Annotated in this window: 26 protein-coding genes; 17 read left to right on the forward strand and 9 right to left on the reverse strand. The window is 37.1% G+C overall.

Annotation, left to right across the window (positions count from 1 at the left end):
* The first annotated feature begins 12 nt into the window (after nucleotides 1-12).
* The 16 genes from HEQ36_RS01050 to HEQ36_RS01125 all read left to right on the forward strand — a co-directional run bounded on the left by HEQ36_RS01050 (nucleotide 13) and on the right by HEQ36_RS01125 (nucleotide 6,910).
* Nucleotides 13-285: a hypothetical protein gene (locus HEQ36_RS01050; RefSeq protein ID WP_168634985.1), complete on the forward strand. Its 273-nt coding sequence runs from the start codon at nucleotides 13-15 to the stop codon at nucleotides 283-285.
* Nucleotides 266-532 carry a hypothetical protein gene (locus HEQ36_RS01055; RefSeq protein ID WP_290706440.1) on the forward strand — a complete coding sequence of 89 codons (267 nt, stop codon included), beginning with the start codon at nucleotides 266-268 and terminating at the stop codon, nucleotides 530-532. The genes HEQ36_RS01050 and HEQ36_RS01055 overlap by 20 nt, the downstream gene beginning before the upstream one ends.
* A complete protein-coding gene (locus HEQ36_RS01060) occupies nucleotides 532-753 on the forward strand; it encodes a hypothetical protein (RefSeq protein ID WP_168634987.1) in 222 nt (73 codons plus the stop codon). Before HEQ36_RS01055 ends, HEQ36_RS01060 begins: the two co-directional genes overlap by 1 nt.
* A gap of 63 nt (nucleotides 754-816) precedes the next feature.
* The gene (locus HEQ36_RS01065; RefSeq protein WP_168634988.1) at nucleotides 817-1,266 is read left to right on the forward strand and encodes a hypothetical protein; all 450 of its coding nucleotides are present in this window, start codon (nucleotides 817-819) and stop codon (nucleotides 1,264-1,266) included.
* Nucleotides 1,267-1,422: 156 nt separating this feature from the next.
* Nucleotides 1,423-2,067 carry a hypothetical protein gene (locus HEQ36_RS01070; RefSeq protein WP_015080869.1) on the forward strand — a complete coding sequence of 215 codons (645 nt, stop codon included), beginning with the start codon at nucleotides 1,423-1,425 and terminating at the stop codon, nucleotides 2,065-2,067.
* 63 nt (nucleotides 2,068-2,130) lie between these two features.
* The gene (locus HEQ36_RS01075) at nucleotides 2,131-2,439 is read left to right on the forward strand and encodes a hypothetical protein (RefSeq protein WP_015080870.1); all 309 of its coding nucleotides are present in this window, start codon (nucleotides 2,131-2,133) and stop codon (nucleotides 2,437-2,439) included.
* A 169-nt stretch (nucleotides 2,440-2,608) separates the two neighbouring features.
* Nucleotides 2,609-2,821, forward strand: a complete 213-nt coding sequence (locus HEQ36_RS01080) for a hypothetical protein (protein ID WP_168634989.1) — start codon at nucleotides 2,609-2,611, stop codon at nucleotides 2,819-2,821.
* The gene (locus tag HEQ36_RS01085) at nucleotides 2,821-3,270 is read left to right on the forward strand and encodes a hypothetical protein (RefSeq protein WP_168634990.1); all 450 of its coding nucleotides are present in this window, start codon (nucleotides 2,821-2,823) and stop codon (nucleotides 3,268-3,270) included. The genes HEQ36_RS01080 and HEQ36_RS01085 overlap by 1 nt, the downstream gene beginning before the upstream one ends.
* Before the next feature lie 91 nt (nucleotides 3,271-3,361).
* Nucleotides 3,362-3,640, forward strand: coding sequence for a hypothetical protein (locus HEQ36_RS01090; protein WP_168634991.1), 279 nt, complete (start codon nucleotides 3,362-3,364; stop codon nucleotides 3,638-3,640).
* Between the two features lie 65 nt (nucleotides 3,641-3,705).
* Nucleotides 3,706-4,056 (forward strand): hypothetical protein, encoded by a 351-nt coding sequence (locus HEQ36_RS01095; RefSeq protein WP_168634992.1) that lies wholly within the window; start codon nucleotides 3,706-3,708, stop codon nucleotides 4,054-4,056.
* A gap of 75 nt (nucleotides 4,057-4,131) precedes the next feature.
* Nucleotides 4,132-4,581, forward strand: a complete 450-nt coding sequence (locus HEQ36_RS01100) for a hypothetical protein (protein WP_168634993.1) — start codon at nucleotides 4,132-4,134, stop codon at nucleotides 4,579-4,581.
* Between the two features lie 302 nt (nucleotides 4,582-4,883).
* Nucleotides 4,884-5,051, forward strand: coding sequence for a hypothetical protein (locus HEQ36_RS01105; RefSeq protein WP_233455375.1), 168 nt, complete (start codon nucleotides 4,884-4,886; stop codon nucleotides 5,049-5,051).
* 93 nt (nucleotides 5,052-5,144) lie between these two features.
* Nucleotides 5,145-5,420, forward strand: a complete 276-nt coding sequence (locus HEQ36_RS01110) for a hypothetical protein (RefSeq protein ID WP_168634995.1) — start codon at nucleotides 5,145-5,147, stop codon at nucleotides 5,418-5,420.
* An 86-nt stretch (nucleotides 5,421-5,506) separates the two neighbouring features.
* Nucleotides 5,507-5,716: a hypothetical protein gene (locus HEQ36_RS01115; protein WP_168634996.1), complete on the forward strand. Its 210-nt coding sequence runs from the start codon at nucleotides 5,507-5,509 to the stop codon at nucleotides 5,714-5,716.
* 2 nt (nucleotides 5,717-5,718) lie between these two features.
* On the forward strand, nucleotides 5,719-6,768 hold the full coding sequence (locus HEQ36_RS01120; protein WP_168634997.1) for a DUF5131 family protein: 1,050 nt from the start codon (nucleotides 5,719-5,721) through the stop codon (nucleotides 6,766-6,768).
* Nucleotides 6,761-6,910, forward strand: a complete 150-nt coding sequence (locus tag HEQ36_RS01125) for a TFIIB-type zinc ribbon-containing protein (RefSeq protein ID WP_168634998.1) — start codon at nucleotides 6,761-6,763, stop codon at nucleotides 6,908-6,910. Before HEQ36_RS01120 ends, HEQ36_RS01125 begins: the two co-directional genes overlap by 8 nt.
* A 197-nt stretch (nucleotides 6,911-7,107) precedes the next feature.
* Here HEQ36_RS01125 and HEQ36_RS01130 read toward each other — a convergent pair whose 3' ends face one another.
* From HEQ36_RS01130 to nifB, 9 genes are all read right to left on the reverse strand, one after another.
* Nucleotides 7,108-7,479 carry a hypothetical protein gene (locus tag HEQ36_RS01130; protein ID WP_168635000.1) on the reverse strand — a complete coding sequence of 124 codons (372 nt, stop codon included), beginning with the start codon at nucleotides 7,477-7,479 and terminating at the stop codon, nucleotides 7,108-7,110.
* 443 nt (nucleotides 7,480-7,922) lie between these two features.
* The gene (locus HEQ36_RS01135; RefSeq protein WP_168635001.1) at nucleotides 7,923-8,300 is read right to left on the reverse strand and encodes a type II toxin-antitoxin system VapC family toxin; all 378 of its coding nucleotides are present in this window, start codon (nucleotides 8,298-8,300) and stop codon (nucleotides 7,923-7,925) included.
* On the reverse strand, nucleotides 8,300-8,533 hold the full coding sequence (locus HEQ36_RS01140) for a hypothetical protein (RefSeq protein ID WP_015081229.1): 234 nt from the start codon (nucleotides 8,531-8,533) through the stop codon (nucleotides 8,300-8,302). The genes HEQ36_RS01135 and HEQ36_RS01140 overlap by 1 nt, the downstream gene beginning before the upstream one ends.
* Nucleotides 8,534-8,602: 69 nt before the next feature.
* Nucleotides 8,603-8,872, reverse strand: coding sequence for a hypothetical protein (locus HEQ36_RS01145; RefSeq protein ID WP_168635002.1), 270 nt, complete (start codon nucleotides 8,870-8,872; stop codon nucleotides 8,603-8,605).
* A gap of 227 nt (nucleotides 8,873-9,099) precedes the next feature.
* Entirely contained in the window at nucleotides 9,100-9,291 is a 192-nt protein-coding gene (locus HEQ36_RS01150) for an AAA family ATPase (RefSeq protein ID WP_267902159.1), read from the reverse strand.
* 216 nt (nucleotides 9,292-9,507) lie between these two features.
* The gene (gene nifU / locus HEQ36_RS01155) at nucleotides 9,508-10,407 is read right to left on the reverse strand and encodes a Fe-S cluster assembly protein NifU (RefSeq protein ID WP_039201669.1); all 900 of its coding nucleotides are present in this window, start codon (nucleotides 10,405-10,407) and stop codon (nucleotides 9,508-9,510) included.
* 115 nt (nucleotides 10,408-10,522) lie between these two features.
* Nucleotides 10,523-11,728, reverse strand: coding sequence for a cysteine desulfurase NifS (gene nifS, locus HEQ36_RS01160; RefSeq protein WP_039201671.1), 1,206 nt, complete (start codon nucleotides 11,726-11,728; stop codon nucleotides 10,523-10,525).
* Between the two features lie 258 nt (nucleotides 11,729-11,986).
* Nucleotides 11,987-12,331, reverse strand: coding sequence for a DUF362 domain-containing protein (locus HEQ36_RS01165; RefSeq protein ID WP_039201672.1), 345 nt, complete (start codon nucleotides 12,329-12,331; stop codon nucleotides 11,987-11,989).
* 117 nt (nucleotides 12,332-12,448) lie between these two features.
* Nucleotides 12,449-13,888: a nitrogenase cofactor biosynthesis protein NifB gene (nifB, locus tag HEQ36_RS01170; protein ID WP_039201673.1), complete on the reverse strand. Its 1,440-nt coding sequence runs from the start codon at nucleotides 13,886-13,888 to the stop codon at nucleotides 12,449-12,451.
* A 1,392-nt stretch (nucleotides 13,889-15,280) separates the two neighbouring features.
* Here nifB and HEQ36_RS01175 point away from each other — a divergent pair.
* On the forward strand, nucleotides 15,281-17,527 hold the full coding sequence (locus tag HEQ36_RS01175) for a CHASE2 domain-containing serine/threonine-protein kinase (protein WP_233455376.1): 2,247 nt from the start codon (nucleotides 15,281-15,283) through the stop codon (nucleotides 17,525-17,527).
* The last annotated feature ends 157 nt before the right edge of the window (nucleotides 17,528-17,684 follow it).

Here is a 17,684-nt window from a genome sequence, read left to right on the forward strand (position 1 = left end):
GATGAAAAAATAATGACTTGTAACGGATACTCAAATGACGAGACTTGGCAAGTTAGTTTATGGATTGAAGATTGTGATTTGTCAGAACAGGAATTGAAAGATAGTTTCTTAAATCTCAAAAATGAAATATTCAAAGACAAATCGCAATATAACAGATTTTGTAGTGCGTTAGAAGACCTACTTACCGAGTCGCTTAATGTGGTGAATTGGAAACAATTAACAGAACTAAATGGGATTGATAGCGACGAAGACGATACAGAAAAAGATGATGACTGTGATGAATGATGGTAGATGGGAAGGTTGGAGAAATTACGAAACTTATGTAATTTCAATGTGGATAACCAACAATGGATTACCTTGTGAATCATCTGCAAGTGAATTAGAGAAATATTTTGAATCCTTGAAAAATCACTTCTTAGAAAGTAAAGATTCAATATTATTTCAACCATTGATTTATTTACTTACAGCAAGTCTTGAAGAAATTAATTGGCAAGAAATAGCTGACAAATTTAATATCAAAGAGGATGAATAATGACAACTGAATTTTTGAATCAATTGGCAAAAGCCTACTGGAATATGGATTATTATGATTTTCTCTTCAGAACTAACTTTGTAGATTCTGATTATGCCAGGGAGAAATTTCAATCTTTTCAAGCTGGTTGCAAGAAACTACTTGAGTTTGACCATGAAACTTTAGAATCAATTCTGGCAATGTCCACGTCTGACCAGAATAAATCTGAATTGAATTCATGAAAAATGAAGGGTTAGGATTGCAACTAACCCCTCTAACAAGTTAATTACTGAAGTTAGTTTATCATGAAAAATCTGGAAAAGTTACTTGAGCTTAGAAACAATATTTCTAAGTTGCAATTTGAAATTGAAGGCTTGATGCCAGAAGCAGTTGGTGAAGCAATAGAAGTTTTGGGTACTTGTGAAAACACCAAAAATAAAACTGTTTACCAGAACAATAACAGCAAAATTGTTTTGGTATTCAAGAAACAATACGAAACACCTCAAACTGATTTGAAGTTAAACAGACTTGAATCAGATATCAGAACAGCAACGGCTAAATTATCTCAAAATAAAGCCAACGATTTAGCTAGAATTGAATCGGAAATTGAGAAGCATCAACAGGCGATCGCAGAACTAGAATTAGAACGAAATCGTGTAATGTTCACTTCATACCTTTCTAGGCTTAAAAAGGAATATGAATTACGTCGTCAAGAGACAATGACATTAAAACCAACCCTTTCAGTGTTCTTGTAAATTGTTTAGAATTAATGTAGAAATTTGGTAATAAATACTAAGTTTCTGCATTTTTTCTGTGCTACCGCTTTTAGGTTTTGGCTTTTCATTTCAGATTAGTCATGTCATAAGTTTTTGGGTTTTTAAATAGTTTGAATTGTAATAAGAGGAAAAATCATGTTTTCAGTATTTGGGAAAAAACCAGTTGATGCAATTTCTTTACCTGATGTACCTTATAGTGTGAGATTAAACTGCAAAGATGGAGGAATATTTGTAGGTGGAAAAGAACCACAGCACAGACGCAGTAATCCAGATGATAAAATTGATATTTCTATCATCAAAGTCTCTAAGTATTATGGAAATCTGGGACTACAATATACAGGTCAATGGATTCAATTATTCTTTGTTGCTGCACCAAACATAGATCCCAAAATATTGCCACAAAATACAGTCTGTGTTTGCTATATCAAGAAACAAAGTATTTCCAACTTGTTTAGCAAGGTTCAGGATGTAATTAGTGAACAAGATCCGGGTATGGGAATATTCACTATCAAATTCAACAAAGAATCTGGTAAAGATGGTCCATACTATACAGTTGCTTTCGACTGGAGAGAACGTCAAGGTGAACCCGAAAACAAGCAATTGCAACAAATAGCTGGATTGTTACAGACTCAACCAGCTTTATTTGATTTTGAAGGTACTCGTGATATGCAGTGTTTAGATGGTTTGTCTAGCGAAGAAATAACTGCACTTCTTGAAGGTGGCCAAGAACAGCCAGAGTTACCACCATCAAATGTTAAGAAGATTAAAGGCGGTAAATAATTGATTTGATTTAGGTTTTGGGCTGGGAGAAATCCCGGCTCTTTTTTTAGTTAGAGGAAATTCATGAAATTATTAACAGGTTTTACGCCAAAAGCATTGCTAACAACAAATAGATGTTACCGTCCTCCATCACCAAAACAAAGATTGTTGAAATTAGTTGATACTCTAGAAATACATGGAGTGTTAACTGATTATAATGCAAGATTGATTGAAGCGATTGCATTATCTCCGTTATGGGATGAGGAAGATCATAAAGATTTTATAGGATTGGGCTTAAAGATTGCCAAACGGCAATTTAGCGATATGACTATGAACCATACCTATGAACAAAGTTTAGCATCGCCAGAAAATCCAAATAACTGGAAAGAGTAAAGATAAAAACCGAGTTAGTTATTACTGGCTCGGTAACAAAATTTGATTCTGGCATAGCAAAACATAAAACAGAGAAAACTGGGGATTTAAGTTTTTGGACAGACTGAAATAGTTGCCTTTTTTTTATTGGGCTACCGCCTAATGATGATGTTGTTTGTTTGAAAGAAAAATGCTTGAATTATTAATTAAGTTAGAATCTAAAATCCAAAATGGTATAGATACTTTCAGTGAGTTAGATTCTATTTGTTTGGAATTAATTGATTTAATTAATAATAATGAAAACCAAGAAATTAAATCAAAAGCTGAATTGCTAATGGAAACATTAAAACCGCAATGGACAAGTATTAGTTTTCAGGCTTGGGTAATTGGGGAGATTTTGTAATGTTGAAATCTAAGAAAACAGTGAAAGAGAAAGATGAGAAATTCTTTCAATATTTGAGTGCGGTTTTGGAAAGTCATGGATATGAACTTATCAAAATTATTTCCGAAGATGATAATGAGCTTGGAAAAGTTTATGAAGTTCTTTACAAAACTAAGACATTAGTTACTGAGGAATTTCAAGATGAGAAAGGTGAGAACAAAACTAGGGACGTGCTTCGAGAAGTTACCGACACAGATACTATTGTTCAGCATTTTTCAAGTTCAGGGATTAATTGGGTATGGCTTTCTCAGTTCGAGGATTATAAAGCTGAACGTCGTGCAATCAGTTTGATAATTCAGGAGTTGATGAAACTATCCAAGGAAGAAAAGATTAAACAGTCGGCATCTTTTGCAGAAAGACTTGTTGAATTTAATCCTAGTTTAGTTAGTCAAATGCTTAACGCTTATTAAGCTAACCAGGAGTCAGGAGTAATTCTGACTCTTTTTCTGTGGGGACGCTACCGCTGCAAGGTTGTGGTTTTTATTAATTGCGAAGACACCCATGAATAACATGATAGTTCATTATCAAGGATTCCAAATCGAAATTTATGAAAATCATCCTACATGGATTGACCAACGATATGCTTCCGAAGTTAGTCTTTCTTCCGATCCTGATTTCTATATATTTGATGGTAACGCTTGTACTCCAGATTTTGGTAGTTGTTTGATTAAATCTCTGAGAAACTGTGATGACCTTGTTAGAGATTATGGGGAAAATATTATGTTTGAACCAACTTTAGTATTTAATCCCCCCGGTTGGAATGACCCAGACAATTTTTAATAATTAGTTGGCAATACCTATATTGGTATTGCTGACTTTTGGGTGTTAACTTGGAGAAATTAGAAATGTACGCAGAACTGTTTGATATTAAGAAAATGGAAAAAAGAACCTGGATTTCACCGGATAAAAAGTTTATAGAGTTTTTAGAGAGTTCCATGTTTATATGTAAAGACCCTTGCTATGATGATGGATTATATGGACATTATGAAATTCAAGTTACCAGATGGGCTAAGAACACTAAGGTAGCATTGGTTCATATCTTGTTTGACCCCGGACTGATGGGAGATGGTGATAAACCAGATTTAGATGAAACGTTTATACAAGTTCGTAAAGCTCCAAATGATGATATGGAAACTTTATGTAAATTTGTAGATGAATTAATTGAACTTGCTAATAAGAAAACATCTTTTATCTAGTTATTTGACTCAGGTTTATTTCTGGGTCTTTTTTAATGCTACCGCTTGATGATTGTGTTGATTTTGGAATCCCCAATGACTGAATTTAGCTGTTTAGACTGCAAACACCATATACATTATTATAATTCTCCTAGTATGGGAGAAGGTGAGCCAGAATTAGAGTTTTATTGTGAACATGAATTAGTTGCAGAATTTGAAATAGAAGATGAGTCCGAACTTGTTGATATTGCGGAAAAATGTGATTACTTTAAGGATAACATAACAGTTGAACAAATTTACTTGGCTTCAACAAATGAACAAGAAATTTGTAGATTAAGTAATCTCATAAAAAGAGAATATTTGTTAGAATCTCATACAGAAAATTCCTTGAAAATGGCATTTTTTCTGATTGCCAAGTCTGCAATTAATCTCTATGCCCAAAACTATACTGATGAAAATTGGTGTCTGGAAACTTTGAAGAACCGGAAGTTAATTAATGAATTAGCTCAAAAACTTCAACACTACTTTTTAGAAGTTTATCAGTAATTAATCGGGTTGGGGTTTCCCAGCCTATTAATGTTCTCATGTTTAGAAAATGATGGTTCTACCGCTCCCTTTATGATTTATTGGAACAAATATGGCATAAACCCTTATCCTGGTTGGGTTTGAGGCTTTAATATGCTCAAAAATAGGCGATCGCTTATTAATTTATATCAAACCCATGTACACCAATGGTTTTGGATATCTCACAAGGATGTTTGATCATAAGGGGAACGGTAGAACCAAAATGATTAATGCTACCGCTTAGTGGTATTGGTAATCATTAATGTTACATAATGGAGAAAAATATGTCTCGGTTTGCTAACTTCGATGATGATGAAATCAATTTACTTTATGCCTTACTAAGATATGGCTATAAATATCCAAGTAATCTACCTGATGATTGCATTGGTGCATACGATATGTACCAGGAAATTTCTGCTGAGATTGCTAAAAGGAGTCCTAAAAATAGCTAATTAACTGGAATTATAGGCTGGGAGAAATCCCGGCTTTTTTTAATGCTACCGCTTAATGATTTTGGTTAATTTTCAATAAAAATAGAGGTTAAAATGTTCATCAAAACCATCGCAGTTAGCTACGAAAGAAAGTTTAACTTAGGCGACTTTAATAGTGCCGTATTAGGCTGTTCACTCTGGGCATCAATATCAGAAGGAGAAAACGAGGATATGTGTACTCAACTTCTCCAAGATAAATGTCGGGAAGCTGTCAGAGAAGAATACAGAAAACTGCTTGATAAATCCAAACCAGTAGAGACTTTCACTGTTAATGGTAATTCCCCTGTTGCCGATGAATATATACCAGAAGGTGATATCTATGGCAAGTAAATAATAAATAGGCTGGGGTTATCCCGGCTTTTTTTAAATGTTGTCACTTAATGATTTTGGTTACTTTTGAATAGTTTGGAGTAAGTATGCAAATAGATGATTTTGATATCAAGACATCCAGTGATGATGAAGAAAATGTTGATTACATTACTGGTGAGAAATGCGAAATTACAATTGGATTTTTCTATGCTGCCCCGGATACCTATAGTGAGCGTTACCTTTACCTGAGTGAACAAACATTGAGGAAAATGTTGGAGTTACTTGAACAAGCTAAAAATCCCAAGTTGGAAGGTTAAAAATGAGCAAAGATTCTAATATTGAATGGACTGGGAATACATGGCCAATAGTAACGGGCTGTGACCCTGATTCGGATGGCTGCGCGAATTGCTATGCAGTGTTGGAAAGTTGGATTCATTCACATCATCCGAACCCCAAAATCTCTGATGTTTTTGCAGGAACAGTTAGGAAATCAACCAATGGTAAACTCCAATGGACAGGACACATTAACCTACAACCCCAACGCTTAAAATGGATTTTGGAATGGGGAAACTGGGAAAAACCCGAACTCGTATTTGTCGCTAATTTGGGGGATTTATTTCACGAAAAAGTCCCCTTTGAGTTCATAGATGAAGCTGTGGTCTATATGATCATCGCCCGGTGGAACATTTACCAAATTCTCACCAAACGCCCGGAAATTATGCACCAGTATTTCACCAGTCCTGACCGTCTCCAAAAGATTCAATCTGCATTGGTGAAAGCTAAATCCGAAATACTAGAAACCAAGCTAACAAAACGGGTACGCAAATTGGTTGAGGAAAGTTGCAGATTCTTAGAGGAAACGGAACTCAAGTTACCATTAGATCATCTGTGGTTGGGGTATTCAGTATGCACACAGAAAGACGCTGAAGACGTTTATTATCTACTGAAAACCCCTGCGAAGATTCGGTTTCTCAGTTGTGAACCGATTCTGGAAGACATTGATTTATCAGAATGGTTGGGTGAGTTTATTGGTGCGGGTATCTGTGATGGTTGCGGAAAGGAAAAAAGTCAACTATACGGTGTTGATGCTTATCCTGTATGTGGTGCGGCAATTTGTGATCAATGCGCTCCCAGACTACATTGGGTCATATTAGGGGGAGAGTCAGGGGCAAATGCTAGAACTACTCATCTTGAACATTTGCGTTCGCTCCTAAATCAATGCCAAAAAGCCAACATTTCTCCATTTATCAAACAACTTGGTGCTAAACCAATATTGAATAACCAACCCTATAAAATCAGCGATAAAAAAGGTGGAATTTTATCTGAATTTCCAGAAGATTTACAAATTAGGGAGTTTCCAAATGTTTAATCAAGATAATCAAAGGTTGAATAACTGCAAAAGTTGCAACTCAAAGAATACAACTTACGACCATAATCATGGTTTCTGGGAATGCCAAGACTGTGGTGAACTTTGGGCTTATAATATTGATGATCCAGACTGGATGAACTAGAAGATTTGCTTCAAAAAAATAATTATCAAATATGAAAACTAATGGCTGTCTCTATAACAGAGATAGCCTTTTTTTAACAAGAAAATGAACATTAATTTAACACCAAAACAGATGCTCTAGAAACCCGCAAAGACAACAAATTATCCCACCCAGAAATACTCAACCATTAAGCTTATGGAAAAAAATAACTATAAAGATTAATTAGGCTTCACTATTTCTATAACTTCTTTAAATCCAAGCGATCGCACTAAAACATCACTCGTAACCGCGATCATAAATTGAAAAATTATCAGTCCCACTAAAATAGATGTGAGTCCACCGGGAATTTTTTCTATTAAACCAATAAATTCCTCTGCTTTTCTAATTCTATCTTTATGTAAATCGAGTTTATTCCAGTTTTCTTTATCAGAATCCTGATGAGTTTCTAAAACCTTTATTTGAGTCGTTAGCAAAGAAAAAGATTTTTCTAGCCTGTAAACTCGCTGTTCTACATTGTAGAATCCTGAAGTTTTTTGTTGCAAGTCTTGAATGCCTTGCAAGATTAGGTTAAGTTGATTTTGATTTTCCATATTATTTAATTCCCGCTAAATAATTTTTGTGTTTGGCTCTTAAAGTTTCAACCTAATTTTTTTTGACTGGTTTTCATAGTCTCCACTTCTTTAGCTAAAGAAGCTTTTCTGGTTTTCCTTAAATATTATCTATCGTTCTTGTGCTTTGCTTTTAAAGAGGTCATCGCTTGCCTCTGTTGAAATCTTAAAGCTGCTTTTCTTTCGATATTGTTGCCATATTAACTCCTCAATAAATTGATATTTTTTCTATCAATTATATCTGATATTTTTCAGTTTAAGTACAATCTTGAAAATTTTATTCTTATAAAGTGCTGAGATTAAACTATTCTAGAATCAGAATCATGCTCCTCAATGATCTTTTCCATTGCGACACGACGAGAATAACGCTCCTCTTCCTTGCGGAACTTGTAGCTGTCGATAATCTTGTCGGTTCATGATGGAAGTTATTTAATAGTTACACCAATGGTTTTTACACCTAAACGGCTGAAATCAAGTGTATTGTTGGTAACAACAGTTAAACCGTTAACCAAAGCTGTCGCACCGATGATGGCATCTGGTGTTTTGGTCTTAAATTTCTGTCTGAGCAAGATAGCCTGTTCAGTGATAGCTTCTTTCAGATCGAATACTGTGGCATGGCTGATAAATTCCCTCGCTTTAGTATGCAATTCAAGATCAGCCGCAAACTGCCCCCAGCCCAAAAATTCGATTTTGGTGATAATAGAAATTTTGAAACTATCGGCGAGTATGGCGTGGATGGCTTCGTCATCTGTCAACCCGTTAAAATAGTAGATGATGATATTGGTGTCAATCAAGTAAGGCATTAGAGCCAACCTTCACGATTACTGGTTAAGTAGTCATCAATGACTTGCTTTGGTTGGTGAGTAACCCCAAAAAACGAGCGTGGACTAAATGGCTGGGTAGGTTGCTGTATTTGTCCGAATTTAATACTATCTTCCTGCGCTAGTTGTGTTAACACTATCTGTACTAGTTGAAATTTATCCGCATGGGATAGGGCGGCAATCGCGGGTAATATTTCTGCAATTGATGTTGACATGGTGGTTGATCTCTAGAGGTTGGCTTGACAAAATATGGCGGCTGAGTAGCATAAATAATCAAATTGCTATCAATCAGCATCGTCTCTCCCGAATAAATTGCGATCTTGGCGTTGTTCACGCTGCCAAACAACTGGATCAGCAATTTCTGCAAAAGGATTTAACGCCACCGCCTGCGTCAATGCTTGCGCCAAACCTTCGCGCCTTACTTGGTTTAAAGTGATAGGCGTTTTTTCTCGTGCTTTTTGTTCTAAATAAACAGCATAATTCAGTAACTCCGCTTGCGATGATATCGGTAGAGCGGCGGCATGGTGTTGAATTTGTTGCAAAATAGAGTTCATAGCTGTCGTTTCTCTAGTACCGACGATATCTATCTATATTACTGCTCATACGCCCCCAAACCCGAAATTTCTCGCCCCTGCGCCAGCTTGTGCAACAACGGAATCAAATCCTCCATCAATGCTAACTCCTTCCGAGCAGCAATTCTCATTTTGAAAAAATTAAGATAAAACTCTCTTAATTTAAGTAGATAACCTGTATCAAATTATCATTTTTTGATAGATAATTATTATCCGAGAAATTGGCTGTGAGAGGTGTCCACATTGTTAAAACGAGTAGAGTCAGCTTTAGGGTCGCAACCTACGATCATGATGCGTTGACCCATTTCAGCCATAGCGGCTAAAGTATTTTGAGAAGTGGTAGATTTACCGATACCGCCCTTGCCGTAGAAAGCTATCTGTCTAATTTTTTCTTCAGTCATTGTTCGTGTTTCCTAGAATTAGTTGATTGGTGGTTTTGTTGGTTCTCACGGCCAAGTTCTACGGCGGTGAGCGTTTGTAGAACGTCGCTATCTATGGAGGCGATCGCTCTACAGAAAATCGAGTGGTGTTCATAGTATTTATGAGGTTGTAAGGATTTTTTTCTTTGTCAGTTGTAGGGGTTTACGGCGTAAACCCTTACCATTAGCTGTTTTTTTCTAAACTGCTTCGACAATAATTTCTTTACTGATGCGATCGCGTAATCTCGCTTCAATCGCAATCTTTAAAGTAGCAGTGCTGCTAGAACATGAACCGCAAGCACCTTTAAGAATGACTTTAATCTTATCGCCTTCGACATCATAAAGTTCTACATCTCCCCCATCGGCGATTAAAACGGGTCGGACTTCTTCATCTAATACTTTTTGAATCAGGGCAATTTTTTGAACTGTAGTTAATGGTCTTTTTTGCTCTGAACTAGGAATTTCTGTTTTAGCTTTCGCCTTGTAGCTGTGGAGATTTTTGTTGGCGGCTTCCTGCTTTACTTCTCTTATTATATCATCAATCTTCGTTAAACAGGAACCGCATCCGCCACCAGCTTTTACATAATTTGTTACTTGCTCTGCACTGAAGAGATTGTTTTGTGCAACTGCTTTCTTAATCTTAGCATCAGTTATTCCGAAACAGCTACAGATGAGGACACCTTCTTCATCGTCATGTGCCTCTAGAGGAATACCACGATAATTATAGATAGCAGCTTCTAGAGCTTCCTGACCCATAACAGAACAGTGCATTTTTGCTTCAGGTAAACCACCTAAATAATCAGCGATTTCCTTATTTGTTACTCCTAAAGCTTCATCTAAAGTCAAACCTTTGACCATTTCAGTTAAAGCGCTTGAAGATGCGATCGCACTAGTACAACCAAAAGTTTGAAACCGAGCATCGAGAATTTTATCTGTTGCTTCTTCAACTTTCAAATGTAATCTTAAAGCATCACCACAAGCAATACTTCCTACTTCACCGGTTGCCACCTTCACACCAGCTTCGCCAGTTTCTTCAATTGCACCCTGGTTTTTAGGATCGTAAAATAACTCTAATACTTTATCAGTGTAGTCCCACATAGTTAATTTTAGATTTTGGATTTTAGATTTTGGATTGGTGATTTGTCATTAGTTAGTAGTAAATGAAAACTGACCACTGACTAATGACTAACTACTAATGACTAATGACTAATGACTAATGACTACTGACCATTGACTGTTGTTGTAACCAATCAGCATTATCATTTTTGAAGGGAGATAAAGCCCGAAGACGGTCAACAATTTCCGGCATTACGGCAATTACTTGATCAATTTCAGCTTCAGTTGTGTAGCGAGAAAGACTGAAGCGAATCGAACCATGTAAAGTAGTGTAAGGTAAACCCATAGCTCGTAAAACATGAGAAGGTTCTAGAGAGCCAGAAGTACAAGCAGAGCCAGAGGAAGCGCAAATACCGTACTTATTTAAAGAAAGCAAAATTGCTTCACCTTCAATATATTTGAACCCGATATTCGTAGTATTTGGTAATCTATTTTTGGCATCACCATTTACTTCACAATCAGGAATTTTAGCTAGAAGAGACTGTTCCAAATAATCACGCAACTTTGTTAATCTCTGAGTTACTTCTTCTAAATGTAACAGTTCTAATTCCGCAGCTTTTCCTAAAGCAATAATTCCCGGAACGTTCTCTGTACCGCCTCTGCGTCCTCGTTCTTGGTGTCCACCAACTAATAGAGGACGGAAACGAACCCCACGTCTCACATACAAAGCACCAATACCTTTAGGAGCATGAATTTTGTGACCAGATATAGTTAACATATCTATGGTGCTGGTCTTCATATTCAAGGATATTTTGCCTACCGCTTGCACTGCATCAACGTGGAAGAGAGCGCCGTATTCCTTAACCATAGCACCAATTTCTTCAATTGGAAAGATAGTGCCGGTTTCATTATTGGCATACATTACTGTCACCAAAGCAGTATTACCAGTTAGAGAAGCTTCTAACTCACTCAAATCTATTTGTCCCTTAGCATTTACTGACAAATAAGTAACTTGATAACCTTTGGATTCTAATTGTTTGCAGACATTTAAAACTGCCGGATGTTCTACTTGGGAAGTGATGATGTGACGTTTTTCAGGTTGAGCTAATAACGCCGCATGAATAGCAGCATTATCACCCTCAGTTCCGCAACTGGTAAAAACAATTTCTGATTCATCTGCTCCCAGTAAAGCAGCTACTTGTTCTCTAGCTGTTTTTACAGCCTTCCCAAGTTGTCCACCAAAAGTGTGCATACTAGAAGGATTAGCATAATAGTCCGTCAAATAAGGCATCATTGCCTCAACAACTTGAGGATCTATTTTAGTGGTGGCATTATTATCAAGATAGATACAATTATTTTGCATGATTTTCTCTATAAAAGTATAAAGTGATAAAGAAGGAGTCAGGAGTCAGGAGTCAGGATTATGGCTAACGCCACGCTATCAGGAGTCGGAATAAAGATAAATATAAATATTCCCTATTCCCTGTTAAGTAGTCGGACAAAATTAAATTCACTCGTTGAGAGAGGGAACAGGGAACAGGGAACAGGGAACAGAAAAATCAGTTGTGTAATTAATTCTGTCCCATTACTTAACTGTCACCTGTCACCTGTCCCCTGTCACCTATATAACTGCTTCTCCTTGATGCTTTTGCAACTGTTCGGAAAACTTCTGAGAATAGGACTTATACCAATTTTCCCAGTAGTCTTGTTTATTGGTTAACTTTGCTAAAACCCGGTTGTAAGTAGCAAACCAACTTTCCCAATAATCACTAGGTTGTTTAACGCAACCATCAACAGTAGGACAACTGGCTTTACATTGAGGTACAGTGTGAATACTACCAGCGCAATTTGTGCAAAGTTTAGAGTCAATCCAGTAATTACCGTCAACTTCTTGAATTGCACCCGTAGGACAAACAGATAAACACAACTTGCAGGAAATACACTGGCTAGTAATTTCGTAAGCCATGATTATTTACCTTTGTGTAAATTGGTGAAGAGGTAATAGGTAATAGGTGATTGGTGATTGGTGATTGGTGATTGGTGATTGGAACAATATTACCTATGACCCATGACCTATTACCAATTACCCATTAGCCTGAACATATTGCTCGTAAAATTCTAAAGCAATCTTTTCAATTACATCATAGGCTTCAACAGTTTTTATTCCTGCTGCTTCTAATTTTTCCTTGGGACAATTGCCTATTTTTGATACCAAGACTGCTTTACAATCTGCAATTGCCTTCATTATATTGTCTGCGGTAGCTTCTTCGCTGTAACCACCTTGACAATATTGATCAATCTTGCGGTGACTAACAAAACGAACTTCATTGCCATCAACTTCATACACTTGAAATTCCTTCGCGTGTCCGAAGTGTTGGTTAACTAATCCACCGCCTTTTGTTGCTACTGCAACTAAGATTTTAGGACTATTAGCAGATTTTTTGCCAGTTGATGCTTTATCTTTAGCAGCCTTAATTTCTTCTCTAAATTTCTCAATCCCTTCGTGAACTTCTTGACGAGTTTCAAAGTTATATTCTGGAGCCATTTCCATGAACTTATCTTTAGTAAATTCTTGGCTACGGTCTTCTCCTAATAATCCTACCGCATCGGCTCGACACTGGCGACAGTGGCGCATCATTTTCATGTTACCAGAGCAATTGTCTTGGACTTCCTTCAGTTCTTTTCCTGTTGGTCCACGTTGACCAGTTAAACCAAAATGAGTCCCATGTTCTGGTGCAGAAATTAGCGGCATAATGTTATGTAAGAATGCGCCTCTCTCACGAATAGCCTTATTAACTTCTACCAAATGTTGATCATTAATTCCCGGAATCATCACGGAATTAACTTTGCATAAGATATCAGCTTCCTTGAGAGCTTGCAATCCTTCCAACTGCTTTTCTAGGAGAATTTTTGCTCCTTCTACCCCTCTGTAACGCTTGCGTTTATAGTGAACCCAAGAATAGATTTGTGCGCCTATTTCGGGGTCAATGGTATTAAGGGTAATAGTAACGTGATCTATATTTAATTGTTTGATGCGATCAATATGTTCTGTCAGCATCAAACCGTTTGTGGATAAGCACAATTTAATATCTGGTGCTTTGTCTGCAATTAATTCAAAAGTCCGAAAAGTTTTTTCTGGATTAGCCAAAGGATCACCAGGACCGGCAACTCCCAATACAGTCATTTGGGGAATTTTTCCGGCAATTACTAACACTTTATGTGCAGCTTCTTCCGGTGTGAGTAATTCACTCACTACTCCAGGACGACTTTCGTTAGCGCAGTCATACTTGCGGTTACAATAGTTACATTGAATATTGCAAGCTGGAGCGACGGCAACGTGCATCCGTGCATAGTGATGATGAGCCTCTTCACTATAGCAAGGGTGTTTAGAAATACGCTCTATGAGTTTTTCGTCCATTTCTGGAGTTGTGGTGCTGTCGCAACCGCAAGCAGCAGATGTAGCGGGGGTGATAATGGCATTCTGAAAGTCGGAGGTGAGAATATCTGTAGCAGGTAGTGTCATTGAATTTCGCTGTTGGAGGTGGACTTGAGAGCCACTGTGGGAGATGCTTTTACTACTGCCAATACCTAAATTATTTTAGACATGGTGCTAATCTCATCCCTCCACTCACTTTTGACTGCTAACTTGGTTTTGTTAAGGAGCGTTAAGTGATTGGCGATAAATGATTTATAGCAGCCCTTTTTTTGTCCCCTTTGGTTTACACCAGGATAGAACTTATTGGATTTATTATGTTTGTACTCAAATCCTTAAATCCTTGCATTGCAACGATACAAAAATTAAAAAAGATTTTTTCGGGTAGGGGTACGAGTATTTATAGTTAGGGGTACGAGTATTTATAGTTAGGGGTTCAGGATTTCTTTGTACTCATCTCAAACTCAATATCTGTAAGGGTTTTGGCTATATTTTTAGCGAATTTTCTTGATATTCGACTGTACTCAACTTTCCTGGAAATTCTCCTAGAAACTCTTGTTATTCAGAGATTTGAGGTTAAAAAACTGGAGTAAAATCAACCCGATTACTCCAGATACGTGCGAAATTCAATTCTGTATACAACCTATCATTTTTTTTTAGAGTAAAAATGCAATTTATATTTTTTTAAGTTTTCGATTATTAATGATATTTTTATAGCTGTATTGCTTGCTATACAATAAATACAGCCTAATTACACCATCTATATTAATGCAGATAATTTGCAAAAGATTTAATTTTTTGATCATTATTAGGACTTATACTCAAAACGGCTAGTACCGCAAGGCGGAAGTCAAAAGTCAAAAGTCAAAAGTCAAAATGAAGACAGTATAGGCTTTTGGAGGATTTAGAATGGTTGGTTTATTTACGCCGTTTTGTACTAGAAGCTGGACTTTTTTATCATACAAAGAACAAGGTTCAAAGCCTCTCCAGTATTAAATATTATTCCTTTTCCCTCTCCTAAGAGGAGAGGGTTAGGGAGAGGTGCAAAGGAGAGGTTTGGAGAGGGGTTTTAGGGAACACCAAAAAATAAATTACCCAATTTTGTGGGATGGGCATCCTGCCCGTCCTTGATGATTAGCGGGCTTTTCGCCCCGCACCACAAGAAATTTTTGGGTATTTTTTTAATTGGAAGTCCCTTAGAAGGTATTTGAAGAGTTTTGAGTTGGTTACACAAAACCATCTTCAATATATTATACTCTATAGTAATGCCAGATCGGTTATACAGTAGACATCTCCAAAAAAGAATGTAGAGACGTTCCATGGAACGTCTCTACAAGAGTTCTAGGATACGCACATTTAATTTCTGGAGATGTCTAATATAAGCGTTGTAGAAATGTAGCCATTATGCAACGCCTTAACTTTTCCAGATTTCCGCTTAAATATATTCAAGCTAGTTAAGTATCGTTTCTAAGTTGAAAAAGTATGGAAAGGACTATTTTACATGACTCCAATATCATCAATAAACTGATGAGAATGTTGTCAAACTTCCTAAAATTCCGAAACCAACCAGTGATTATTTGTGGTGCGGTTACAGTCTTAGTTATAGGACTTCAGAAACTGCAAGTATTAGAGACCATAGAATTGAAAATCTATGATCAGATGGTACAACTACTTCCTGATCAAGGTCCAGATCAGCGACTATTAATCATCAGTATAACGGAAGAAGACCTGCAAAAATGGAATTGGCCTTTATCCAGTGAAACTTTAGATCGGTTGTTCGATAAACTAGAACAATATCAACCCAGAGCCATTGGTTTAGACATTTTCCGTGACTTACCAGTACAACCTGGTCACGAAAAACTACTACAACGCCTACAGCAAAGTGATGTGATTATCCCAGTCTGTAAACACGCTGACAGTAAAAGTGATGGTATTGCATCACCCCAAGGTGTAGAACCATCACAGGCAGGATTTAGTGACCTAGTGGAAGATACTGATGGTTTTATTCGCCGTAATTTAATCTCAGTTAATGTGGAGAAGTCTGATAAATGCCAAAGTCCCTATTCCTTAAGCTGGCAGTTAGCCACAAAATATCTAGCAGTTGGCGGTATTCAACCCCAACTAACAACTGAGAAAGAACTAAAACTACGGGATGTTGTTTTTAAACCCCTAAAAGCTCACTCTGGTGGTTATGAGAATGCAGATACCCAAGGATACCAAATTCTCCTGAATTATCGTTCTCACCGTCAGATTGCCCAACAAGTTACTCTTACGGACATACTTGCGGGTAAAATTCAACCCAACTTAGTTAAGGACCGGATTGTTTTAATAGGTTCTACAGCACCAAGCTTAAAAGATGTTTTTAATACCCCATTTAATTCTGGAAAAGCGGACGATTCTGGGAGAATAACAGGTGTAGAAATTCATGCACAAATTACTAGTGAGATTCTCAGTACCGTTTTAAACAAACAGCCTTTATTTTGGTTTTTACCTCTTTGGGGTGAATTCCTCTGGATAGGAACATGGTCTGTCATTGGTGGATTTTTAGCCTGTCGGATTCGTCATCCATTAGGCTTGGGTGTAGGGCAAACTATATCCTTGCTGGTTCTATTTGCTGGTAATTTTATTATTTTTACTCAAGCTGGATGGTTGCCAGTGATTGCTCCCGCACTAGGTTTAATTTTGACAACTAATGCCGTACTTGCTTACAGTAATTATGCAAGTAAGCAAGAAGAACAAAAAATCAGGGGAATATTAGAGAAACAAGCAGAGATAATCGCCCAGTTGCGATCGCATCAGGTCAATGCTGAGTATAATAATACCAATTATGTTTCAGGACAACCATTAAACAACAATGCCCTCCTCAAAGGACGTTATCAAATTACTGAGAGATTGGGTGGTGGTGGATTTGGTAAAACTTACTTAGCCGCAGATACTCAACGGCCAAGAAATCCTCTCTGTGTTGTCAAACAAATGAGTCCGGCCAAACGAGATCCAGAATACTTGAAAATAGCTACTCGTCTATTCAATAATGAAGCATCTATTCTGGAAACCTTGGGAAAACACCAACAAATACCCCAATTATTAGCATTCTTTGAACAAAATCAGGAATTTTATTTAATTCAGGAATATATTGAGGGTCATACTTTGACTAAGGAGTTAACTCCTGGGATATGTTGCTCCTATGATCAGGTAATCAATATCCTCAAAGAGGTTTTACAGGTACTCGTTTTTGTCCATAGTTATGGTGTCATTCACCGAGACATTAAACCCGATAACTTAATCAGGCGAAAAGAAGATGATAAGATTGTTTTGATTGATTTTGGTGGTGTTAAACAAATCCAACCTCAACAGCAGACTCCAGAGAATCTGACTATTGGTTTTGGTACCATGAATTACGCACCCGGTGAACAATTGAATGGAATGCCAAGATTGAACAGTGATATTTATGCTTTGGGAATTATCGCTATCCAAGCCTTAACAGGGATAACTCCCAAAGATTTTCGGAGACATGGGAATACGGGTTTAATTGTCATTGCTAACACATCTCCCACAGGTGAGGTGACTTTGCAAAATTGGCAACGAATAGCAACTATCAATGACAATGACGAATTGGTTAGAGTCTTAAATAAGATGGTAAGTATTGATTTTACCAAAAGATATGAGTCAGTTAAGGAGATACTAGAAGATCTGGCGTTGCTGAATCGAGGTATGAAATTCCCAAATTGAATCTTTAAAACTCAAACCTCAGTGCGTCTTTGCGCCTTTGCGTGAGACTAAAATTCATACCCTTAATCAGCAACGCCGAAGATCTTAATTAAGTCAGAGGAGAGAGCGGTATATTAAATTACCCCACCCTAACCCTCCCTGCCCTTGTAAAGGGGAG

The sequence above is a fragment of the Anabaena sp. 54 genome, from assembly GCF_017355725.1.
Classification (GTDB): domain Bacteria; phylum Cyanobacteriota; class Cyanobacteriia; order Cyanobacteriales; family Nostocaceae; genus Dolichospermum; species Dolichospermum heterosporum.